At 68.7% G+C, this 18105-nt stretch carries 12 protein-coding genes and 1 pseudogene; 8 read left to right on the top strand and 5 right to left on the bottom strand.

Annotation, left to right across the window (positions count from 1 at the left end; all coding sequences use genetic code 11):
• Positions 1 to 184: 184 nt before the first annotated feature.
• From ABD260_RS32250 to ABD260_RS32235, 4 genes are read right to left on the bottom strand one after another with little or no spacing between them, the layout of a single operon-like run.
• Positions 185 to 2170, bottom strand: coding sequence for a beta-galactosidase (locus ABD260_RS32250; RefSeq protein WP_344239751.1), 1986 nt, complete (start codon positions 2168 to 2170; stop codon positions 185 to 187).
• Between the two features lie 4 nt (positions 2171 to 2174).
• Positions 2175 to 3080 carry a carbohydrate ABC transporter permease gene (locus ABD260_RS32245; protein WP_344239749.1) on the bottom strand — a complete coding sequence of 302 codons (906 nt, stop codon included), beginning with the start codon at positions 3078 to 3080 and terminating at the stop codon, positions 2175 to 2177.
• Complete coding sequence (locus ABD260_RS32240; RefSeq protein ID WP_344239747.1) at positions 3077 to 4060, bottom strand: ABC transporter permease; 984 nt, start codon at positions 4058 to 4060, stop codon at positions 3077 to 3079. Before ABD260_RS32240 ends, ABD260_RS32245 begins: the two co-directional genes overlap by 4 nt.
• Positions 4044 to 5711: a type 2 periplasmic-binding domain-containing protein gene (locus ABD260_RS32235; protein ID WP_344239745.1), complete on the bottom strand. Its 1668-nt coding sequence runs from the start codon at positions 5709 to 5711 to the stop codon at positions 4044 to 4046. Before ABD260_RS32235 ends, ABD260_RS32240 begins: the two co-directional genes overlap by 17 nt.
• 122 nt (positions 5712 to 5833) lie before the next feature.
• On the opposite strand from ABD260_RS32235, the gene ABD260_RS32230 reads away from it, so the two are divergent.
• The 6 genes and pseudogenes from ABD260_RS32230 to ABD260_RS32200 all read left to right on the top strand — a co-directional run bounded on the left by ABD260_RS32230 (position 5834) and on the right by ABD260_RS32200 (position 15583).
• Complete coding sequence (locus ABD260_RS32230; protein WP_344239743.1) at positions 5834 to 7090, top strand: ROK family transcriptional regulator; 1257 nt, start codon at positions 5834 to 5836, stop codon at positions 7088 to 7090.
• A 144-nt stretch (positions 7091 to 7234) separates the two neighbouring features.
• A pseudogene (locus tag ABD260_RS32225) lies at positions 7235 to 9640 on the top strand (glycoside hydrolase family 3 C-terminal domain-containing protein); the annotation flags it as partial.
• Between the two features lie 2857 nt (positions 9641 to 12497).
• On the top strand, positions 12498 to 13175 hold the full coding sequence (locus ABD260_RS32215; RefSeq protein ID WP_184831546.1) for a response regulator transcription factor: 678 nt from the start codon (positions 12498 to 12500) through the stop codon (positions 13173 to 13175).
• A 29-nt stretch (positions 13176 to 13204) separates the two neighbouring features.
• Complete coding sequence (locus tag ABD260_RS32210) at positions 13205 to 14617, top strand: sensor histidine kinase (protein ID WP_344239737.1); 1413 nt, start codon at positions 13205 to 13207, stop codon at positions 14615 to 14617.
• A gap of 54 nt (positions 14618 to 14671) precedes the next feature.
• Complete coding sequence (locus ABD260_RS32205; protein ID WP_344239735.1) at positions 14672 to 15316, top strand: LysE family translocator; 645 nt, start codon at positions 14672 to 14674, stop codon at positions 15314 to 15316.
• Positions 15317 to 15391: 75 nt separating this feature from the next.
• The gene (locus ABD260_RS32200) at positions 15392 to 15583 is read left to right on the top strand and encodes a DUF1918 domain-containing protein (RefSeq protein WP_344239733.1); all 192 of its coding nucleotides are present in this window, start codon (positions 15392 to 15394) and stop codon (positions 15581 to 15583) included.
• 3 nt (positions 15584 to 15586) lie between these two features.
• Here the strand turns inward: ABD260_RS32200 and ABD260_RS32195 are convergent, their stop codons facing one another.
• Complete coding sequence (locus ABD260_RS32195; protein WP_344239731.1) at positions 15587 to 16687, bottom strand: DNA glycosylase AlkZ-like family protein; 1101 nt, start codon at positions 16685 to 16687, stop codon at positions 15587 to 15589.
• An 89-nt stretch (positions 16688 to 16776) separates the two neighbouring features.
• Here ABD260_RS32195 and ABD260_RS32190 point away from each other — a divergent pair, with 89 nt between their 5' ends.
• Positions 16777 to 17649 carry a hypothetical protein gene (locus ABD260_RS32190; RefSeq protein WP_344239729.1) on the top strand — a complete coding sequence of 291 codons (873 nt, stop codon included), beginning with the start codon at positions 16777 to 16779 and terminating at the stop codon, positions 17647 to 17649.
• Between the two features lie 140 nt (positions 17650 to 17789).
• Positions 17790 to 18044: a GlsB/YeaQ/YmgE family stress response membrane protein gene (locus ABD260_RS32185; protein ID WP_344239727.1), complete on the top strand. Its 255-nt coding sequence runs from the start codon at positions 17790 to 17792 to the stop codon at positions 18042 to 18044.
• Positions 18045 to 18105: the final 61 nt, after the last annotated feature.

The raw sequence follows: 18105 nt of genomic DNA, 5'->3' as shown, positions 1-18105 counted from the left end.
GACAAGCTACTGTCCAACCAAGCAAATCCACCCGGTGTTGCAACCACCGCGTGAACCCGCCACCCAATCCAGGGGTAAAACCCTCCCCACTCCACGCACTCAACCACCCCAAACCGGTTTGGGGCGACCAACACCCGCTTGACGAAAGTGATCGGGACACCCGGCGTCCCCACCTCCTGGGCGCTCAGTTCCGTCGTACTACCGCGTATCCTCCGGCAGGCACCATGAGCTCTCCGGCAACTGTCGTGCCGGTCACCAGCTCGGTGCCGACCGCCGGCACCAGCACGTCGGTGTCCCCGTGGTTGAGCAAGAAGGTCCACGTCGTGTCGCCCGCACGCCGCCGCACCGTCTCCAGCAAGTGTCCGGCAGGCAGCGCAGTGTCTTCTGTTCGGTCGAGCAGGCGGGTGATGAGCCCGGCGGCCGTCTCGTCGTCGAGTTCGGTCGAGACGTACCACGCCTCCCCCGCGCCGACCTCCCGTCGCGTGATCGCCGGCTTCCTGTCCAGCACTCCCCCGGCATACCGATCGATCACCTCGGCGGCGTCGGCGGCGTCGGCGTCGGCGTCGGCGTCGGCGTCGGCGGAGACATCCTCACTCCACACCCGCCCGTACCCACCGGACGACAGCCTGACCACCTCCCCGTCAGCCACCGGATGAAACTCCTCCACCCGCACACCGAGCAGTTCCCTGAACGCCCCGGGATACCCACCGAGCCGCACTCGCGCATCCGGGTCCACGATCCCGCTGAAGTACCCGACCACCAGCCGCCCGCCGCCCTCCACGTACGCCGCGAGCCGCTCCGCCGCCGGATCCGAAATCAAGTACAACGACGGCACCACCACGACCCGGTACGCCGACAGGTCCGCGTCCGGCGCGGCGAAATCCACCGTCACGCCGGCGCGCCAGAAGTGCCGATGCGCGGCCCGCACCGCAGCCAGGTAATCCAGCGACGACGACGGCAAGTGCGTACCCTGCATCGCCCACCAGGACTCGACGTCCCACAGCAACGCAACCTCGGCCTCGACGTTGCTCTCGGCAACTTCCGCCAACCGCGGCAGCACCGCGCCGAGCTCCACGATCTCCCGGAACATCCGGCTCTCCGGTCCGGCATGCGGAACCATCGCCGGGTGGTACAGCTCCGCTCCACCCCGCGACGCCCGCCACTGGAAGAACATCGCTCCCCGCGAACCCCGGGCCACGTGAGACACACTGTGCCGCGCCATCCGCCCCGGCTCCTTCGGATGCAACCGCCGGCCGTCGTTCACCGCACCCGCGGCCTGCTCCATCAGCAACCACGGTTTCCCACCGGCCCACGACCGGGCCAGGTCCGCGCCGAACGCGGTCTGCTCCTCGGCGCCGATCCCGGCCTGATCCGGATAGTGGTCGATGGCAACGAAATCGACCTCGTCCGCCCACTGTGCATGGTTGACCGGCACCCAGCCGCCGAAGACAAAGTTCGTGGTGATCGGCAAGTGTGACCTGGTCCGAAGCTCGGCCTTCTGCTCGCGGAACGCAGCCAGCAGCTCGTCCGACCAGAACCGGCGATAGTCCAGGTAGTGCGCCGGATTCACCAGGTACTGCGTCTTACGTGGCGGTTCGACATCGGCCCAGTCCGCGTACCCCTGACTCCAGAATGCCGTCGTCCACGCTTCGTTCAACCGATCGAGCGAGCCGTACCGCGCCTGCAACCAGATCCGGAAGCGCGCCGCCGCGAGTGAGCAGTAGCAGGTGGTGCCGTACTCGTTGTGCACGTGCCACATCGCGAGCGCCGGATGGTCGTGGTACCGCTCGGTCAGTGCCCGCGCGATCCCGCGGGCGGCCTCGCGGTACGCCGGCGCGCAGGCACAGTACGTGTCGCGGCTGCCGTGCGTCAGGCGTACGCCGTCAGCGGTCACCGGCAACGCCTCCGGGTGCAATCGGCTGAACCACGGCGGCGGCGAAGCGGTCGGAGTCGCCAGGTCCACCTGTATGCCACTGTCGTGCAGCAGGCCGAGCACTTCGTCCAGCCACTCGAAGGTGTACTCGCCCGGTGCGGGTTCCAGGCTCGACCAGGAGAAGACACCGACCGTCACCAGGTTGACGCCGGCCCGGCGCATCAGGTCGGCATCCTCCTTCCAGACTGCGGGATCCCACTGCTCGGGGTTGTAGTCGCCGCCGTAGTAGAGCTGCACGAACTCAGCCTTTCACGGCGCCGATGATGACGCCCTTGGTGAAGTGCCGCTGAATGAACGGATAGACGAGCAGAACCGGAACGATCGCGATCACCACGATCGCCATCTTGATCGCCAGCCCGGGCGCCGGCGACAGGCCCAGGCCGACGCCGGCCGCCACGCCCCCGGCGCCGGTGGGCAGCGGCTGCTGCTGGACGATGTACGTCCGCAGCACCATCTGCAGGGGCCACTTGGTGTTGTCGTTGATGTAGAGCAGCGCGTTGAAGAACGCGTTCCAGTACCCGACCGCGTAGAACAGCCCGACCACCGCGACCACTGCCTTCGACAACGGCAGCACGATCCGGCGCAGGATCGACAACTCGCCGGCGCCGTCGATCCGGGCACTGTCGATCAGCTCGCCCGGGATGCCCATGAAGAACGACCGCATCACGATCAGATTGAACGCGGAGATCGCGGCCGGCAGGATCAGCGACGCGTAGTGGTCGATCAGGCCGAGCGAATTCACCACCAGGTAGCTCGGGATGATTCCCGGCCCGAAGAGGAATGTCAACAATACTACGAAGAGCAGCGGCCGGTGGAACAACGATCCCGGCCGGGACAGCCCGTACGCGGCGAGCACGGTGATCCCCAGGCTGAAGGCGGTACCGACGAGCGTGATCAGGACACTGATCAGCAACGCGCGCGTCACCACGCCACCGGAGAGCAGTTGCACGTACGCCGCCACGGTCAGCTCACGCGGGACGACGACCAGCCCACCGGCGCGGGTCACCGCCTCGGTGGTGGACAGGCTCGTCACCACCACGACGTACAGCGGGAACGCGACCACCAGTGCGATCAGCGTCAGCACCAGCGGCTTTCCCAGTTTGCCGGCGATCGTCGGTTCTTCTTCCCAGACAGCTCGGTCCGTCATGATCGCGAGTACACCCCCTGCTCGCCCACCAGATGGGCGAATCGGTTGGCCAGCAGGACGAGGACGAGACCGACGACGCCCTTGAACAGGCCGGCGGCGGCGCCGTAGCCGAAGTCGCCGACGAGCAGGCCCTGGTAGTAGACGTAGGTGTCGAGGACCTCCGCCGCGCCGCCGCCGACGGCGCTGCGCTGGAGGATGAACTGCTCGAAGCCGACCGTCAGCGCGTCGCCGAGGCGCAGGATCAGCAGCAGGACGATCACCGGCCGCAGGCCGGGCAGGGTGATGTGCCAGAGCCGGCGCCAGCGGTTCGCGCCGTCGGCCGCGGCTGCCTCGTACAGCGCCTGGTTGATTGTCGACAATGCGGCGAGGAAGACGATCATGCCCCAGCCGGCGTCCTTCCAGATCGCTTGCCCGGTGACCAGCAGGATGAAGGTGTCCGGTTTGGTCATCAGGTCGACCGCTTGATGGCCGTGGTCGCGAAGCGTCTGCGACAGCAGGCCGGCGCCGCCGATCATCTGCTGGAACAGCGAGACGACAAGGACCCAGGAGAAGAAGTGCGGCAGGTACACGATGCCCTGGACCAGGTTGCGCAGCTTGGCCGACAGCACACTGTTCAGGAGCAGGGCGAGCGCGATCGGAACCGGGAAGAAGAACACCAGCTGGACCGCGGTGATCGAGAGCGTGTTCGCGACCGCCCGCCAGAACGCCGGCTCGGCGAACATCCGCTGGAAGTTCCCGAACCCGATGAAGTCGCTGCCCCGAATGCCGGCGTACGGCGAATAGTCCTGGAAGGCGATCACGTTCCCGAGCGTCGGGAAGTAGTGAAACACCCCGAGCAGAACCACAACCGGCAGAACCATCACCAGCAACGGCCAGTCCCGCGCGAACCGGTGCCGGAACCGCATCCCGCCGGCCGTCGCCGTCCGGCCGCCGGCCCGGCGCCCGGCCTTGGCCCGCGCCGCCCTACCGACCGTTGTCACTGAGGACCTTGGCGTAGAAGTCGCGGCCTTCGTTGCCGCCGTTGTCCTGCCACTGCTTGACCGCGGTCTTCAGCTCGCTGACCGGCCGGCGGCCACGGAAGATGTCCTGCAGCGCGTCGTCGAACGGCTGGGCCAGCGCCGCCATCTTGGCCGGCTGCTCGACCCGGATACCGTCGAACAGGTTCGGCTCCCGGACCTTCGCGGCCTCGTTCTGCCAGGCATTCATCGATTGCACGTACCCCGGGTACTCGCTCTCGGTGATCGCGGCCGGCCGGCCACCGAGGAACACGTACGTCTGCGACACCTCCTTCTGTCCCAGCGCCGTCAGCTTCGGCGCACCGGACGGCTGCTTGGTGTAGTGCTTGCCCTCGACCCCGTACGTATAGAGCTGGTACTCCTCGGTGCCGAACGGCGCGGCCGTGTAGTTGAGTACGCCGAGCAGCTCCTTGACCCGCGCCTCACCCACGCCCTTCTTCACGAACGTGAAGATGCCGGCCGGATCGCCGCCCCAGGTGATCGGCTTGCCGCCGTCGTGCGCGAACGGCAGCACCGGCTGCGGGTCGAACTTCGGGTTGATCGGCAACTGCCGCTGCAACGACTCGTGCCAGCCGCCGAGCCCGTTCTGCCGGATCAGCAGCTTGCCGCCCTCGAACAGCGCGTTCTCGTCGGCGCCGGCGTTGGCGACCACCTCCGGGTGTACGTAGCCCGCCTGGAACAGGGACCGGATGAACGCCACCGCCTCCGCGTACTCCGGCGTCTCGATCTTGTGCACCAGCTTGCCGCTGGAATCCTTCCGCCAGCCGGCGGGCGCACCGAACGACCGGATCATCTCGTCGGAAACACTGCCGAACGCCCAGCGGCCGGCCTTCGCGTCGGTCAACTGCTTGCCCAGCGCAAGCACCTCGGCGGAGCTCTTCGGCGGCACCGCACCGAGCTGGTCGAAGATGTCCTTGCGGTACATCAGCATCCACGGGAACGCGTCCGCCGGGAACGGCACGGCTTTCAGCTGGTTGTTCCAGACGCCGTACGCCCAGGCCCGGGTCGGCAGGTTGGCCAGCATCGGGTACGCCGAGGCCTTGTCGCCGGCCAGGTACGGGGTCAGGTCCTCGAACAGCTTGTCCGCGGCCTGCGCGAACCGGGTCAGCCCGGCGATGTTCCAGCCCGGGATGCAGAGCAGCTCCGGAACGTTGCCGGCCGCAAGGATCGGCCCGAGTTTGTCGCCGTAGTCGTTGCCGTTCAGGATGTTGAACCGGACCGGTGCACCGATCCGTTCGTTGTTGGCGGCGAAGTACGAGTTGCTGCCGAGGCCCGGCGGGATCGGGCTCCACAGCGGGGTCATCGCGGACACTTCCTTGCCGCTCGGCACCATCTTCTCCGGCACCGCCCGGCGCAGCTCGCTCGGGTAGTGCGAGAAGCCCGGCGCGGCGCCGTTCTCTCCGGGCAGGTCCGGTTTCACCGACTCGTACGGGACGTACTTCGGCAGCAGGCCGGCCAGCTTGCCCTCGGTCTCGGCCCGGCCCTGGGTGCTCGCGCCCGAGCCGCCGCCGGAACAGCCGGTCAGGGTGACCCCGCCGGCGGCCGCGGCCGCGCCGGCACCGAGCAGGGCGATGAAGGTCCGGCGGCCGGCCCGGCCGATCTCTGGTCCGCTCACGTCGCATCCCCTAGAATTAGTTGGGCTAGTAGCCAAACAAATTAACCCAGAGCCGACAGCCCGACAAGGTGTAGAACTGACCCAGGCCGGATTCCCCGGCCCGGACCCCGACGGGACGGACCTTGAGCACACAGACCGCGGACCACACCGACATCCGCGCCACCAACCTGGCCGCGGTGCTGGGTCATCTGCGCCGCGCGGCGCCCTGCTCGCGGGCCGCGATCGCGACCGGGACCGGGCTGAACAAGGCGACCGTGACGAGCATCGTCGGCGAACTGCTGGACCGCCGGCTGGTCCGTGAGACCCAGCAGACCCAGAACCACGTCGGACGCCCGGCGACGCTGCTGGTCCTGGACGGCTCGGCGTACGCGACCATCGGCCTCGAGGTGAGTGCCCGTGGCCTGACCGCTCTCGGCTGTGACGCGGCCGGCGAGCAACTGCTGCGCTGGCACCGCGCCGGGCCGGGCGTCGACGCCGGTCCGGCGAAAACCGTTGCCGGTCTGGCGGCGCTGGCCCGCCGGGCAATCAGTACCGTGCAGTCGTCCGGCCGGCGGGTGCTCGGCATCACGGTCGGCGTACCCGGGCTGGTGAACCGCGACGGTGCCGTCGTTCTCGCCGCCGGGCTCGGCTGGCGCGACGTACCTCTGCGGACCGAACTGGCGGCGGCCATTGCGCGGCCGGACATCCCGGTGACGGTCGAGAACGACGCGTCCCTCGGCGTGCTCGCCGAGCACCTCTACGGGCCGCTGGCCGGCAGCGCGAACCTCATCCAGGTGACCGGCGACACCGGCGTCGGGGCCGGCATCATCGCCGACGGCCGGCCGCTCGCGGGCAACCTCGGGTACGTCGGCGAGATCGGCCACCTGCGGGTGCTGCCGGACGGGCCGCTGTGTGGCTGCGGACGGCGCGGCTGCCTGGAAGCCCTGGCGAGCCTCCCAGCCATCCTCGCTCGCGCCGACGAAACGCCCGCCCGAGCAGCCGCCCCGGCGGGAGCGGGAGCGGGGGCGGGCGCCGGGGCAGTCGACGCGGCGGGCGACGGCGATCCTCAGCAGCGGCTGGAGGCGCTGATTCGGCGGGCGGACGCCGGCGAGGCAGCCGTCACCGAGGTCCTCCAGGACGCCGGCACCCACCTCGGGTACGGCATCGCCGCCCTGGTCAACATCCTCAATCCGGAAGCAGTCGTGCTGGGCGGCGCGTACGCCCTGCTCGCCACCCACCTGACCCCCGCGATCGAGCAGGCCCTCCGCGAGGCGGTCATCGCACCGGACGCCGGCGGCTGCGCGGTCGTGCCGTCGACCTTCCCCCACACCGCCACTCCCCTGGGCGCCACCGCCCACGCCCTCACCCCCCTGACCAACGGCCGCCTCCCCGCCCCATAACCCAGTCGGGCGGGCGGCGGTCAGGTCTTGACCGTCAGCGTGCGGGATGCCACGCTCTGTTCACGCCCGTCTGTCGAAGCGCTTCGATTGTTGTTTCCAGCCTGATCGAGGTGCTCGGTGACCAGTCTGTGGAGTCGATCGCCGATGAGCACTCCAGCACCGCTGCCCCCGGATCGCGCCCCGGACCGCGCCCCGCACCGCGAGCCCTGTCGCGACCCGGCCCGGCCTCTCGACGAGCGGGTCGACGATCTGCTGGCCCGGCTGACGACGGACGAGAAGATCGCGCTGCTGCATCAGCATCAGGCGCCGATCGCGCGGCTGGGCATCGGAGCCTTCCGCACCGGCACGGAGGCCTTGCACGGCGTCGCCTGGCACGGTCCCGCGACCGTGTTTCCGCAGGCGATCGGTCTCGCGGCCGGCTGGAATCCCGAGCTCGTCCGCGCGGTCGGCGCGGCGGTCGGCGACGAGGTCCGCGTGTTCCACCACAAGGACCCGGCCGGCGTCGGCCTGAACGTGTGGGCGCCGGTGGTCAACCCGCTCCGCGACCCACGCTGGGGCCGCAACGAGGAGGGGTACGCCGAGGACCCGTGGCTGACCGGCGTGATCGCCACCGCGTACGGGCAAGGTCTGGCCGGCGACCACCCCGCGTACCTGAAGACCGCGCCGACGCTCAAGCACTTCCTTGCCTACAACAACGAAACCGATCGCTGCACGAGCTCGAGCAACCTGCCGCCACGGGTCCTGCACGAGTACGAACTGCCCGCGTTCCGGGTACCGATCGAGTCCGGCGCCGCGATCGCGGTGATGCCGTCGTACAACCTGGTGAACGGACGGCCGACGCACCTCAGCCCGCTGATCAACGACGAGCTCCGGACCTGGACGACCGATGATCTGCTGGTGGTGAGCGACGCGTACGCGCCGGCCAACCTCTTCGGGCTGCAGCAGTACTTGCCGGACGGGCCATCGGCGTACGCGGCCGCGCTCCGTGCCGGAATCGACAGCTTCACCCAGGACGGCACCGACGCCGCGCCGAGCATCGAACGGATCGGCGCGGCTCTCGACCGCGGGCTGATCACCGTCGCGGACCTCGACACCGCGGTCCGGCGGACGCTCGCGATCCGGTTCCGGCTCGGCGAGTTCGATCCGCCCGAGCTCGATCCGTACCGCGAACTCGAGCCCGAGCTGGTCAACTGCCCGGCCCATCGGCTGCTCGCGCAGGACGCGGCCCGCGAGGCGATCGTCCTGCTCAAGCACGACGGCCAGGTGCTTCCGCTCACCACCGCGGTCCGCGTCGCGGTGGTCGGTCCGCTCGCCGGAACACTCTCGGAAGACTGGTACGCCGGCACGCTGCCGTACCAGATCACCGCCCTGGACGGGATCGCCGAACGGCTGGGCCAGGCCCAGGTCGAGTACTGCGAGGGCGTCGATCGGGTCACGCTGCGGGTCGCGGGCACGCTCTCGTACCTCACCGTCGGTGGGGACGCCGTCCTTCGGATCGGCACCGAGGCGGGCGAGTTCGATCTGTTCGACTGGGGCGGTGGCGCGTGGGCGCTCCGTTCAGCGGGGAACGGGCAGCACCTGAGCGTCACGGACGACGGCGAACTGGTCGCGGATCAGCCCGGTCCGAACGGCTGGGAGGTCAAGCAGACCTTCGGTCCGGAGCGATCACCCGACGGCTTGCTCCTCCGGCACCTGCACAGCGGTCAGTACCTTCGCATCGCGTCGGACGGATCAGTCCGCCTCGCCGCGGACGGGACCGCGTTCGAGCTCGCGGTGGTGATCGACGGCGCGGCCCGGGCCGCCACGCTGGCCGCGCGTGCCGACGTCGCGATCGTTGTCGCCGGCAACCACCCGTTGGTGAACGGCCGCGAGACCGAGGACCGCGCCGAGCTCGACCTGCCCGCGGCGCAGGACCGCCTGATCCGTGCTGTGCACGCGGCGAATCCGCGGACCGTGCTGGTGCTGAGCAGCAGCTACCCGTACGCGATCGGCTGGGCGCAGGAGCACCTGCCGGCCATCCTTTGGTCGGCGCACGGCGGTCAGGAGTACGGTCGCGCGCTCGCCGATGTGCTGTTCGGTGAACACGACCCGGTCGGGCGACTGCCGCAGACCTGGTACCACTCCGCGGCCGAACTACCCGATCTGTTCGACTACGACATCATCGCGACGGACGCCACGTACCTGTACTTCCGCGGTACACCGCTCTATCCGTTCGGCCACGGTCTCAGCTACACCACGTTCGGGTACGACGGGCTGCGGCTGAGTACGCCGTCGATCGGTGCGGACGGTGAGGACGGTGAGGTCAGGGTCGCGTTCACGGTCACCAACACCGGCGATCGGCCGGGTACCGAGGTCGCCCAGCTGTACACGCGGCAGCAGCGTTCGCGGGTCAAGCAGCCGCTCCGTCAGCTGCGCGACTTCCGGCGGGTGTCGCTGCGGCCGGGAGAGAGCGTGGAGGTCGAACTGACCCTGGCCGCGGCCGACCTCGGCTTCTGGGACGTGACCCGCGATCGCCACTGTGTCGAGGCGGCCCGGCACAGCATCATGATCGGCCGTTCCAGCACCGATCTCCGGCTGACCGCGACCCTGGACGTCCGCGGTGAACGCATCCCGCCGCGAACCCTCGGCCGGCTGGCCGCGACCAGCTTCGACGACTACTGCGCGACTACGCTGACCACGGCCACCCGGGAGCGCGGAGACGCGGTCATCTCCCTGGAACCCCAAGCCTGGCTTGCTTTCGACGACGTCCTGCTCACCCCGGCCACGTACCAAGCACGCGTAGCCAACCGCGGCAACCAGCCAGCCACCATCCAACTCCGCCTGGACGACCCCCTGCACGGCGAGTTGCTCGGCACCTTACAGATCCCGCCCACCCCTGACCTCAGAGAGCTGCAGCTCGACAGTACGTATACGCCCACTGGCACGCCCGCTCCCGCCTGGAGCCCGGCTCCGGGAGCCGGCAGTGGGCGTATACGTACTGTCGAAGTGCCGCGCACTCTCTATGCGGTGTTCTCCGCGGCGGATCTGGTGCTGGAGAGTTTGACTGTGTAGCGGTCGCAAGTGCCTTCCAGCACGCGGGAGCGCACCTGACCGTCCTGCAGCGCCAGCTCGATCACGGCGGCGACTCCCCCGCCGGCGGCCGGCAGAGAGACAGTAGTGCGCTGCCCTTCGGCGGGCTCGAACCAGCGCAGTTCCACGCCGTCCGCCCAGTCGTACTCCGGCTGGTAAGTCGGATCGTAGCCATGTCGTTCTGTGAGCCAAGGAGTTGGTCTTGTGAGTTGTCTTCCTAAGACCGCTTGGCCTCCGACTTGTCAGCACCTCACCGGACAGCAACGAGGTCCAACGACCCGCGGGCAGGTAGAACGACACGGCACCGTCGAAGCTCATCACCGGCGCGACCAGCAGATCCGGACCGAGCAGGTACTGACGGTCCAGGTACGCACAGGCCGGATCATCCGGGAATTCCAGCACCATCGGCCGCATCATCGGCGTACCTTCCTGGTGCGCTTCCTCCGCGGCCGTCATCAGGTACGGCATCAACGACAGCTTGAGCTTGGTGAACTGCCGCAGCACACCGACCGCCTCGTCGTCGAACGCCCACGGCACCCGGTACGACGACGAACCGTGCAACCGGGAATGCGACGACAGCAGCCCGAACGCGACCCACCGCTTGAAGATCGCCGGGTCGGGTAGGCCCTCGAAGCCGCCGATGTCATGACTCCAGTACCCGAAGCCCGACGCGGCCAGCGACAAGCCGCCGCGCAGTGACTCCGCCATCGCCTCGAACGTCGACTCGCAGTCGCCGCCCCAATGCACCGGAAACTGCTGACCGCCGGCGGTCGCCGACCTCGCGAACAGCACGGCCTCACCGGCACCGCGGTTCTCCTCCAACAGATCGAACACCGCGGCGTTGTACAACTGCGCGTAGTAGTTGTGCATGCGCTGCGGGTCGGAGCCGTCGGACCAGACCACGTCCTCGATCGGGATGCGTTCGCCGAAATCGGTCTTGAAGCAGTCGACGCCAAGATCGATCAGGGCCTGCAGCTTCGAGCGGAACCAAGCGGTCGCGTCCGGGTTGGTGAAGTCGACGATCGCCATTCCCGCCTGCCACATGTCCCACTGCCAGACCGACCCGTCCGGCCGCTTCAGCAAGTACCCGAGGCGGCGGCCCTCTTCGAACAGCACCGAGCGCTGCGCGATGTACGGGTTGATCCAGAGGCTGACCCGGAGACCACGCTCCTTCAACCGGCTGACCATCCCGGTCGGGTCCGGGAACGCGATCGGATCCCAGACGAAGTCGCACCAGTGGAACTGCCGCATCCAGAAACAGTCGAAGTGGAAGACGCTCAACGGCAGGTCGCGCTCGGCCATCCCGTCGACGAACGCACTGGTCGTCTCCTCGGTGTAGTCGGTGGTGAAGGAGGTCGACAACCACAGCCCCATCGACCAGGCGGGTACGCGCGCGGGACGCCCGGTGAGAGCCGTGTACCGCCGCAGCACGTCCTTCGGCGTCGGGCCGGCGAAAACGTAGTACGTCAGCTCCTGGCCTTCGACACTGAACTGGTTCCGGGACGTGACCTCGGAACCGACCTCGAACGAAACTCTGGCCGGATTGTCTACAAAAACGCCGTACCCGTTGCTGCTCAGGTAGAACGGGACGTTCTTGTACGCCTGTTCGCTCGACGTACCGCCGTCTGCATTCCAACTGTCGACAATCTGACCGTTCTTCACCAGCGGCCCGAAGCGCTCGCCCAAGCCGTAGATCGTTTCGCCGACACTGAGCGCCAACTGCTCATGCAGGTACTGCGTACCGTCGGCGTCCGTGACCAGGCCGATGCTGCGCGCCGCCGAGTTCGTCAACGGACGGCCGTCCTGCTCGAAGCGCACGTCCCACGGCCCGTCGAGACCGATCACCACGCTCAGCTCACCCGAGGTCAGCCGTGCTTCGGCCGCGCCGGCGTCCACCTTCACCGGATGCGTTTCGTCCACGTTCAGCCGGTATGCCGGGCGCGCGGGCGGCGCACCGAGATGATGGCCGATCCGGACCCCGATCACACCCGGGGACGGCGACCAGAAGGTGATCGTGAACATCGGCTGGTTGAGCGTGTCGCCGCGCCGCTCGATCCGCCGCGCCGGCGCGTACACGGTCAACTCCCGATCGCCCGCTTCGACGCTCTCGATCTCGGCCGGCCGCAGCCTGGTCAGACCGGCCCGCAGCTGCCAGTACCCGTCGGTGAATTTCATCCTGACCGGCCTCTCCGAAGAAGTGTCGAAGCAGATTGTCGAGGCAGACTGTCGAAGCGCTTCGACGATGGAAGTCTGGTGGCCGCACCCCGGATCGTCAAGGCGGTCCGGGGTGGGGAAGCTCTCAGCGGACTCTCAGTGCACAGCGGTGAGGATGGTCGGTATGCGAGTGCTGATGGTCGAGGACGAGCTCCGGCTGGCCGACACGGTCCACCGGGGGTTGACCGACGCCGGGTTCGTGGTCGAGCTGGTTCATGACGGGGAGAACGCGGTCTGGGCGGCGACGGAGCACAACTACGACGTGATCGTGCTGGACATCATGCTGCCGAAGCTGAACGGGTACCGCGTCCTCGAACTGCTCCGGGCGCGCGGGATCTGGACGCCGGTGCTGATGCTGACCGCGAAGGACGGTGAGTACGACCAGACCGACGCGTTCGACCTCGGCGCGGACGACTACCTGACGAAACCATTCAGTTTCCTGGTTCTGGTGGCCAGGCTGCGGGCGCTGATCCGGCGCGGCGGACCGGAACGCCCGGTGGTGCTGACGGCCGGCGACCTGACCCTGGACGTGGCCCGCCGGCGGGTGGAGCGGGACGGCCGGGAGATCACCCTCACGCCGCGCGAGTACGGGCTGCTCGAGTTCCTGATGCGGCATCGTGGCGACACGGTCAGCAAGACCGAGATCCTGGCCGGCGTCTGGGATCCGGCCTTCGACGGCGACCCGAACGTGGTCGAGGTCTACGTGCGGTACCTCCGGAAGAAGATCGACACGCCGTACGCCCGGCACGCGATCGAGACGATCCGCGGCATGGGCTACCGGTTGAACCCCGAAGGCGGCTGACCTGCTGAGGAACCTGCGAAACTGGGTGGGTGAGCTCGGTGGTTCGACGTCGCGTTGACGGCTGGTACCGGACCGCGGGTGGTCTCCGGCAGGCCAGCGTGCGGAGCCGGTCCACCGCCGCGGCCGTGATCGTGGTCGCCGTCGCGCTGATGATCGGCGCGGTGGCGCTGCTGCTGCTCCTGCAGCGCGCGCTGATCACCGAGGTCTCCGACGCCGCCGACGGCCGGGTCGGCGATGTCGCTCACCAGGTCAGTTCGTCGGGTACGAACGGGCTCGGCCGCGAACTGGCCGAGACGACCCGGGCCAGCCAGCTGGTCCAGGTGCTCGATCCGGCCGGACGGATCGTCGCCGCCTCCTCGTCGCGGGTCGACAACACGCCACTCACCGATCTGCGCCCGCCCGCCGGTGCGTTGCTGCGGGCCGAGGTCGGTGAGATGCCGTTGCTCGATGACGACCACTCGTTCCTGATCGTCGCGCAAGGCGCCTCGTACCAGGGCACGACGTACACGGTGGTGGTCGCGTCGTCGGTGGAGACGCAGCGGCAGACCGTCGCGACAGTCGCGCAGTACCTGGCGATCGCCTTTCCGATCCTGCTGATCGTGGTCGGTGTCGCCGGCTGGCTGATGATCGGGCAGGCGCTGCGGCCGGTCGAGCGCATCCGCTCCCGGGTGCAGGGCATCGGGTCGCGGGACTTGACCGAGCGGGTCCCGGTGCCGGCCACGCGGGACGAGATCGCGCGGCTCGCGGTGACGATGAACGAGATGCTCGACCGGCTGGAGACCGGGCAGGCGACTCAGCGGCGGTTCGTCGCGGACGCCAGCCACGAGCTGCGGTCGCCGCTCGCCACGCTGACCGCCGCGCTGGAGGTGGTCGGCGCGGACACCACCGGCAAGGCGTGGCGCGAGCTCGGAAAGGTGATGGAAACCGAGACCGAGCGGATGCGGCACCTGGTCGAGGACCTGCTGCTGCTCGCCAAGGCCGACGACACCGGCATCCGGATGCGGCCCACTGACGTGGACCTGGACGACCTGGTCGAGGGTGAGCTGCACCGGCTGCGCAACTCCAAACCCGAGCTGACCGTGAAAAGCGATGTCCATCCGGTCCGGGTCACGGGCGATCCGGCCCGGCTCAGTCAGGTACTGCGCAACCTGGTCGACAACGCCGCCCGCGCCGCGCATTCCACGGTCCGGCTGACCACGTCCGAGCAGGACGGTTCGGCGATCATCACGGTCGAGGACGACGGTGACGGCATCCCCGAGGCGGATCGGTTGCGCGTGTTCGAGCGCTTCGTACGCCTCGACACCAGCCGCTCCCGCGCCAGCGGCGGCTCCGGCCTGGGCCTGTCCATCGCCCGCGAGATCACCCGCGCACACCACGGCACCATCACCCTCACCTCCTCCCCGGCCGGCGGCACCACCGCCACAGTCGCCCTCCCACTCTGACCAGGGTTTGGAATCCGGCGCCGGCCGGAGGCGTCCGTCGGTCAAGATGAAGATATGGACATCTCCGTGGTGCTCGGGTTCGTGATCGCGGTGTTCCTGGTCAGCGTCGTGCCAGGCCCGGACATGCTGTTCATCGTCGCCAACGCGGCGGCCGGCGGACGGCGTACGGGCGTGGTGGCCGCGGCCGGGATGTCGACCGGGTTGGCGTTTCACAGTGTCGCCGCGGCGCTTGGGCTCGGCGCGTTGATCCAGGCCGCGCCGCAGGTGCTGAACGGCGTACGGATCGCCGGCGCGGCGTTCCTGCTCTACCTGGCGTACCTGACCTGGCAGGCCAGCCGGACGCAGGTCGGTACGCCCGCGGACGCGCCCGAGCTGCCCCGGCGTACGCTGCGCCGGACCTACCTGATGGCGACGCTGACCAACCTGGCGAATCCGAAGGTGATCCTGTTCTACCTGGCGTTCGTACCGCAGTTCATCTCCACCGGCGCCGGAAGCTGGCCGGCCACGCTGCAGTTCCTCGTCCTCGGTGCGATCTTCATTCTGGTCGGCTTCCCCGTCGACGCGAGCGCGGCGCTGCTGGCCGGATCGCTGGCCGAGCGGTTGTTCCGCAGCGGCAGCCGGGTCCGCCGCCGGCTGGAGCGCGTGACCGCCGCGATCTTCGCCGGTCTGGCTGTCCGGCTCGCGGTCGACGTGCACTAGGGGCGGCTGAGGGGTGGTGCCCGGCGCTCGGTGGGATCAAGCTGGTGGTACGGACTCCCGGAGGAGGTGGGCGTCGTGAAAGCGACGGCCGGCGACCAGGTAGTAGTCGAAAGCAGCCATCTGATGGCACACCGGCGAGAAGGCAAGATCGTCGAAGTCCACGATCCCGGCGGCGCCCCGCCGTACGTCGTGCACTGGACCGACACAGACACCGAGTCCCTCTTCTTCCCCGGCCCCGACGCCCACATCATCCACCCGGACAAGTAACTGTCAGGGCAGGATGAGGTGGAGATTCAGCCAGTTGGCGAGGTCGCGAATTTCTCGGTGGACCGCGGTGGATCGGGTTTTGGTGAACGGCTCGTCCTCGTGGATCGCGTGCACCTGGAAGGTGCCGGATTTGCGGTCCGACTGGGCGTCGAGTTTTCCGATCAGGCGGTCGTTGTGGAGGATCGGGAGCGCGAAGTACCCCCAGCGGCGCTTGGCGGCCGGCTTGTACATCTCCAGCTGGTAGTCGAATTCGAACAGCTCGGTCAGGCGTTTCCGGTCGTACACCAGCCGGTCCAAGGGCGAGAGGATCGCCGTACGCCCCGTGAACGGCTGATCGAGTAGCTCCGGATCGATGCGCCATTCGCCGCGGACCCCATCCACGACGGCGCGCTCCCCCGCCTCGCCGGCGTCGAGCGGCTCGCCGGGGCATTCAGGGCCTTTGGCGCGCAGGATGCCCATCGAGCGGAGACGCTGCTCGTCCCGGAGGCGGCCGGCCTTCTCTGCCGGTACGACCGGGTCGTCGGGATAGACACGCGAGGCCAGGTCCCACAGCCGGTCCCGCCCGTCGCGGCCCGCGATCGCCACCTCGCCGCGCTGGATCATGAACTCGAGCAGCTGCGAAACGTTCCGGTTGTTGGTCCAGCCGGTCGACTTCCAGGGGCGTACGCACGTGTCGGGCAGCTCGCGCATCACCAACGGACCGTCCTGCCGCAACCGCTCCAGGATGTCCAAGCGGCAGCCCTCATTCGCCAGCACCCAATCGCGCCGGTACTCCTGCCAATCCAGCAGTTTCCCCTCGCCCGGCCAGGCAGCCATCTCGGCGCGGAACAGCGCGAGCGTCTCAGGCAGCCGGACGAACCCGCGCAGCTCGATCAGCTCCAGCGAGGCCAGCGCGTCGGACAGCTCCGTCGGGTCGTACGAGGAGCCGAGCCTGCTCCACGCGACCAGGTCCGCGTTCGGCGCAACGTACGCGGTCTGGTCGAGCTGAAGCACATTCAGCCCGCGCACCACCTCGTACAAGTCCGCCGGCCGCTCCTTCGTCAGCAGCTGCGCCCGCACCGCCAACCGCCGCGCATCCCGCTTCGACAACTGATGAACAGTCACATCACGAGGCTAAGCGATGGGAGGGACAGTATTCTGAGAGGAAACCGGGCGTAGGTGGGGACCTTGAGGGCTCGGATCAGGGGGGAATCATGGCGGTACGTGCTTGGGCGGTGATGCTCTGTGCGGCGCTGATGGTCGGTGGGTGCTCGGCCGCGGAAGGGTCGAGCGTGCCGTCGGAGGTGTCCGGTCCGTCGATCATCGTGCCACCGACTGTCCCGCCGAGTGTGACGGCGAGCGGACCGGCGACTGGGCCGGCGCTCGAGCCCGCGAAGGACTGCCGGCAGTCGACCGTACGGCTGCCCGCCGAGTCCGAGACCGACGGCGTAGAACTGACTGTGAGCACCGATCCCAGCCGGACCTCACTGCTGCTGAAGAACACCGGCAGTCTCACGGTCATCGTCGTACCGGACGCGGACTTCACCAGCCGGCTGGTCGCCGCGCCGTACGCCAACCCGAAGGATCAGGCGTCGCGGGCGGCACTGATCGCCGTCAACAACAGCGGTGGGGCGGCGGCGGTGCGTGCGGTTCCGGCGTACGTGCCGCCGGCGCAGGTGATCACGCTGCCGCCGCTCTGGGCAATCTGTGCGCTCACCGACGACGCGAAGATGACGGCATCCGTACGCTATCTCCAGGACCGGCCGTCGAGCGCGGAGTACTTCGTCACCAAGGCGCTCGCGGACGTGCTGCTGGTGAACCACAGCTCGGACCGGACCCGCCCGGCCCTGATCCGCTGCGCGAAAAGCACCCTGAGCGTGCTCAAGACCCATCCGGGGATGTCGGACATCGAGCTGTACGTGGAGATTCTCGGTCCGCGCGCCGCCTGCCAGGCCGGGTACAAGGCGCTGCTCGGCGGCAGTCAAGCGGCGACCGAACAACTCGGCAACAGCGTCCTCGGGCGGCTCGCGGGCGCGCCGCGGCTGCTCGCGAACAGCAGAATCTTCAGCACGCAAGCACGATCCTGATCAGCGCCCGGATCAGGTACCTGGGTCGAGTACTGCCCAGGGTCGGCTCCGGGTCCGGTCAGGGAGAACTCCACTCGTTTCGGCCCGGCCGGCGGCCCAGACTGGAGGCATACCGTTCGAACCCTCGGAGGATCTCAGCCATGATCGGCTTCATCGTCGCCGGACTCATCATCGGAGCACTGGCCCGGCTGTTTACGCCCGGGAAGCAGAAGCTCGGTCTGCTCGCCACCCTGCTGCTCGGCCTGGCCGGATCGGTGATCGGCGGAACCATCGCCAGCATCCTCGGCACCGGCGGCATCTTCGAGCTGAACATCCTCGGCTTCATCGTCGCGGTGATCTCGTCGGTCCTGCTGGTCGGCACCGCCGAATCCCTCTCCGCCCGCAACAAGAACTGAGCTCACCGCCCGCGCGCGACGTCCAGCTGACGCCGCGCGCGGACGCTCCCGCAAGAAGAAC

This window comes from Kribbella hippodromi (assembly GCF_039531045.1).
Lineage (GTDB): Bacteria > Actinomycetota > Actinomycetes > Propionibacteriales > Kribbellaceae > Kribbella > Kribbella hippodromi.
The sequence above is the reverse complement of the archived record's forward strand: the minus strand, read 5'-3'. Positions and strand labels throughout refer to the sequence as shown.

Bases quoted from the DNA above. Each gene is read 5' to 3' on its own strand.
- ABD260_RS32245 (WP_344239749.1), bottom strand. From the start codon at position 3,080: ATGACGGACCGAGCTGTCTGGGAAGAAGAACCGACGATCGCCGGCAAA.
- ABD260_RS32215 (WP_184831546.1), top strand. From the start codon at position 12,498: ATGCGAGTGCTGATGGTCGAGGACGAGCTCCGGCTGGCCGACACGGTC.
- ABD260_RS32205 (WP_344239735.1), top strand. From the start codon at position 14,672: ATGGACATCTCCGTGGTGCTCGGGTTCGTGATCGCGGTGTTCCTGGTC.
- ABD260_RS32190 (WP_344239729.1), top strand. From the start codon at position 16,777: ATGGCGGTACGTGCTTGGGCGGTGATGCTCTGTGCGGCGCTGATGGTC.
- ABD260_RS32185 (WP_344239727.1), top strand. From the start codon at position 17,790: ATGATCGGCTTCATCGTCGCCGGACTCATCATCGGAGCACTGGCCCGG.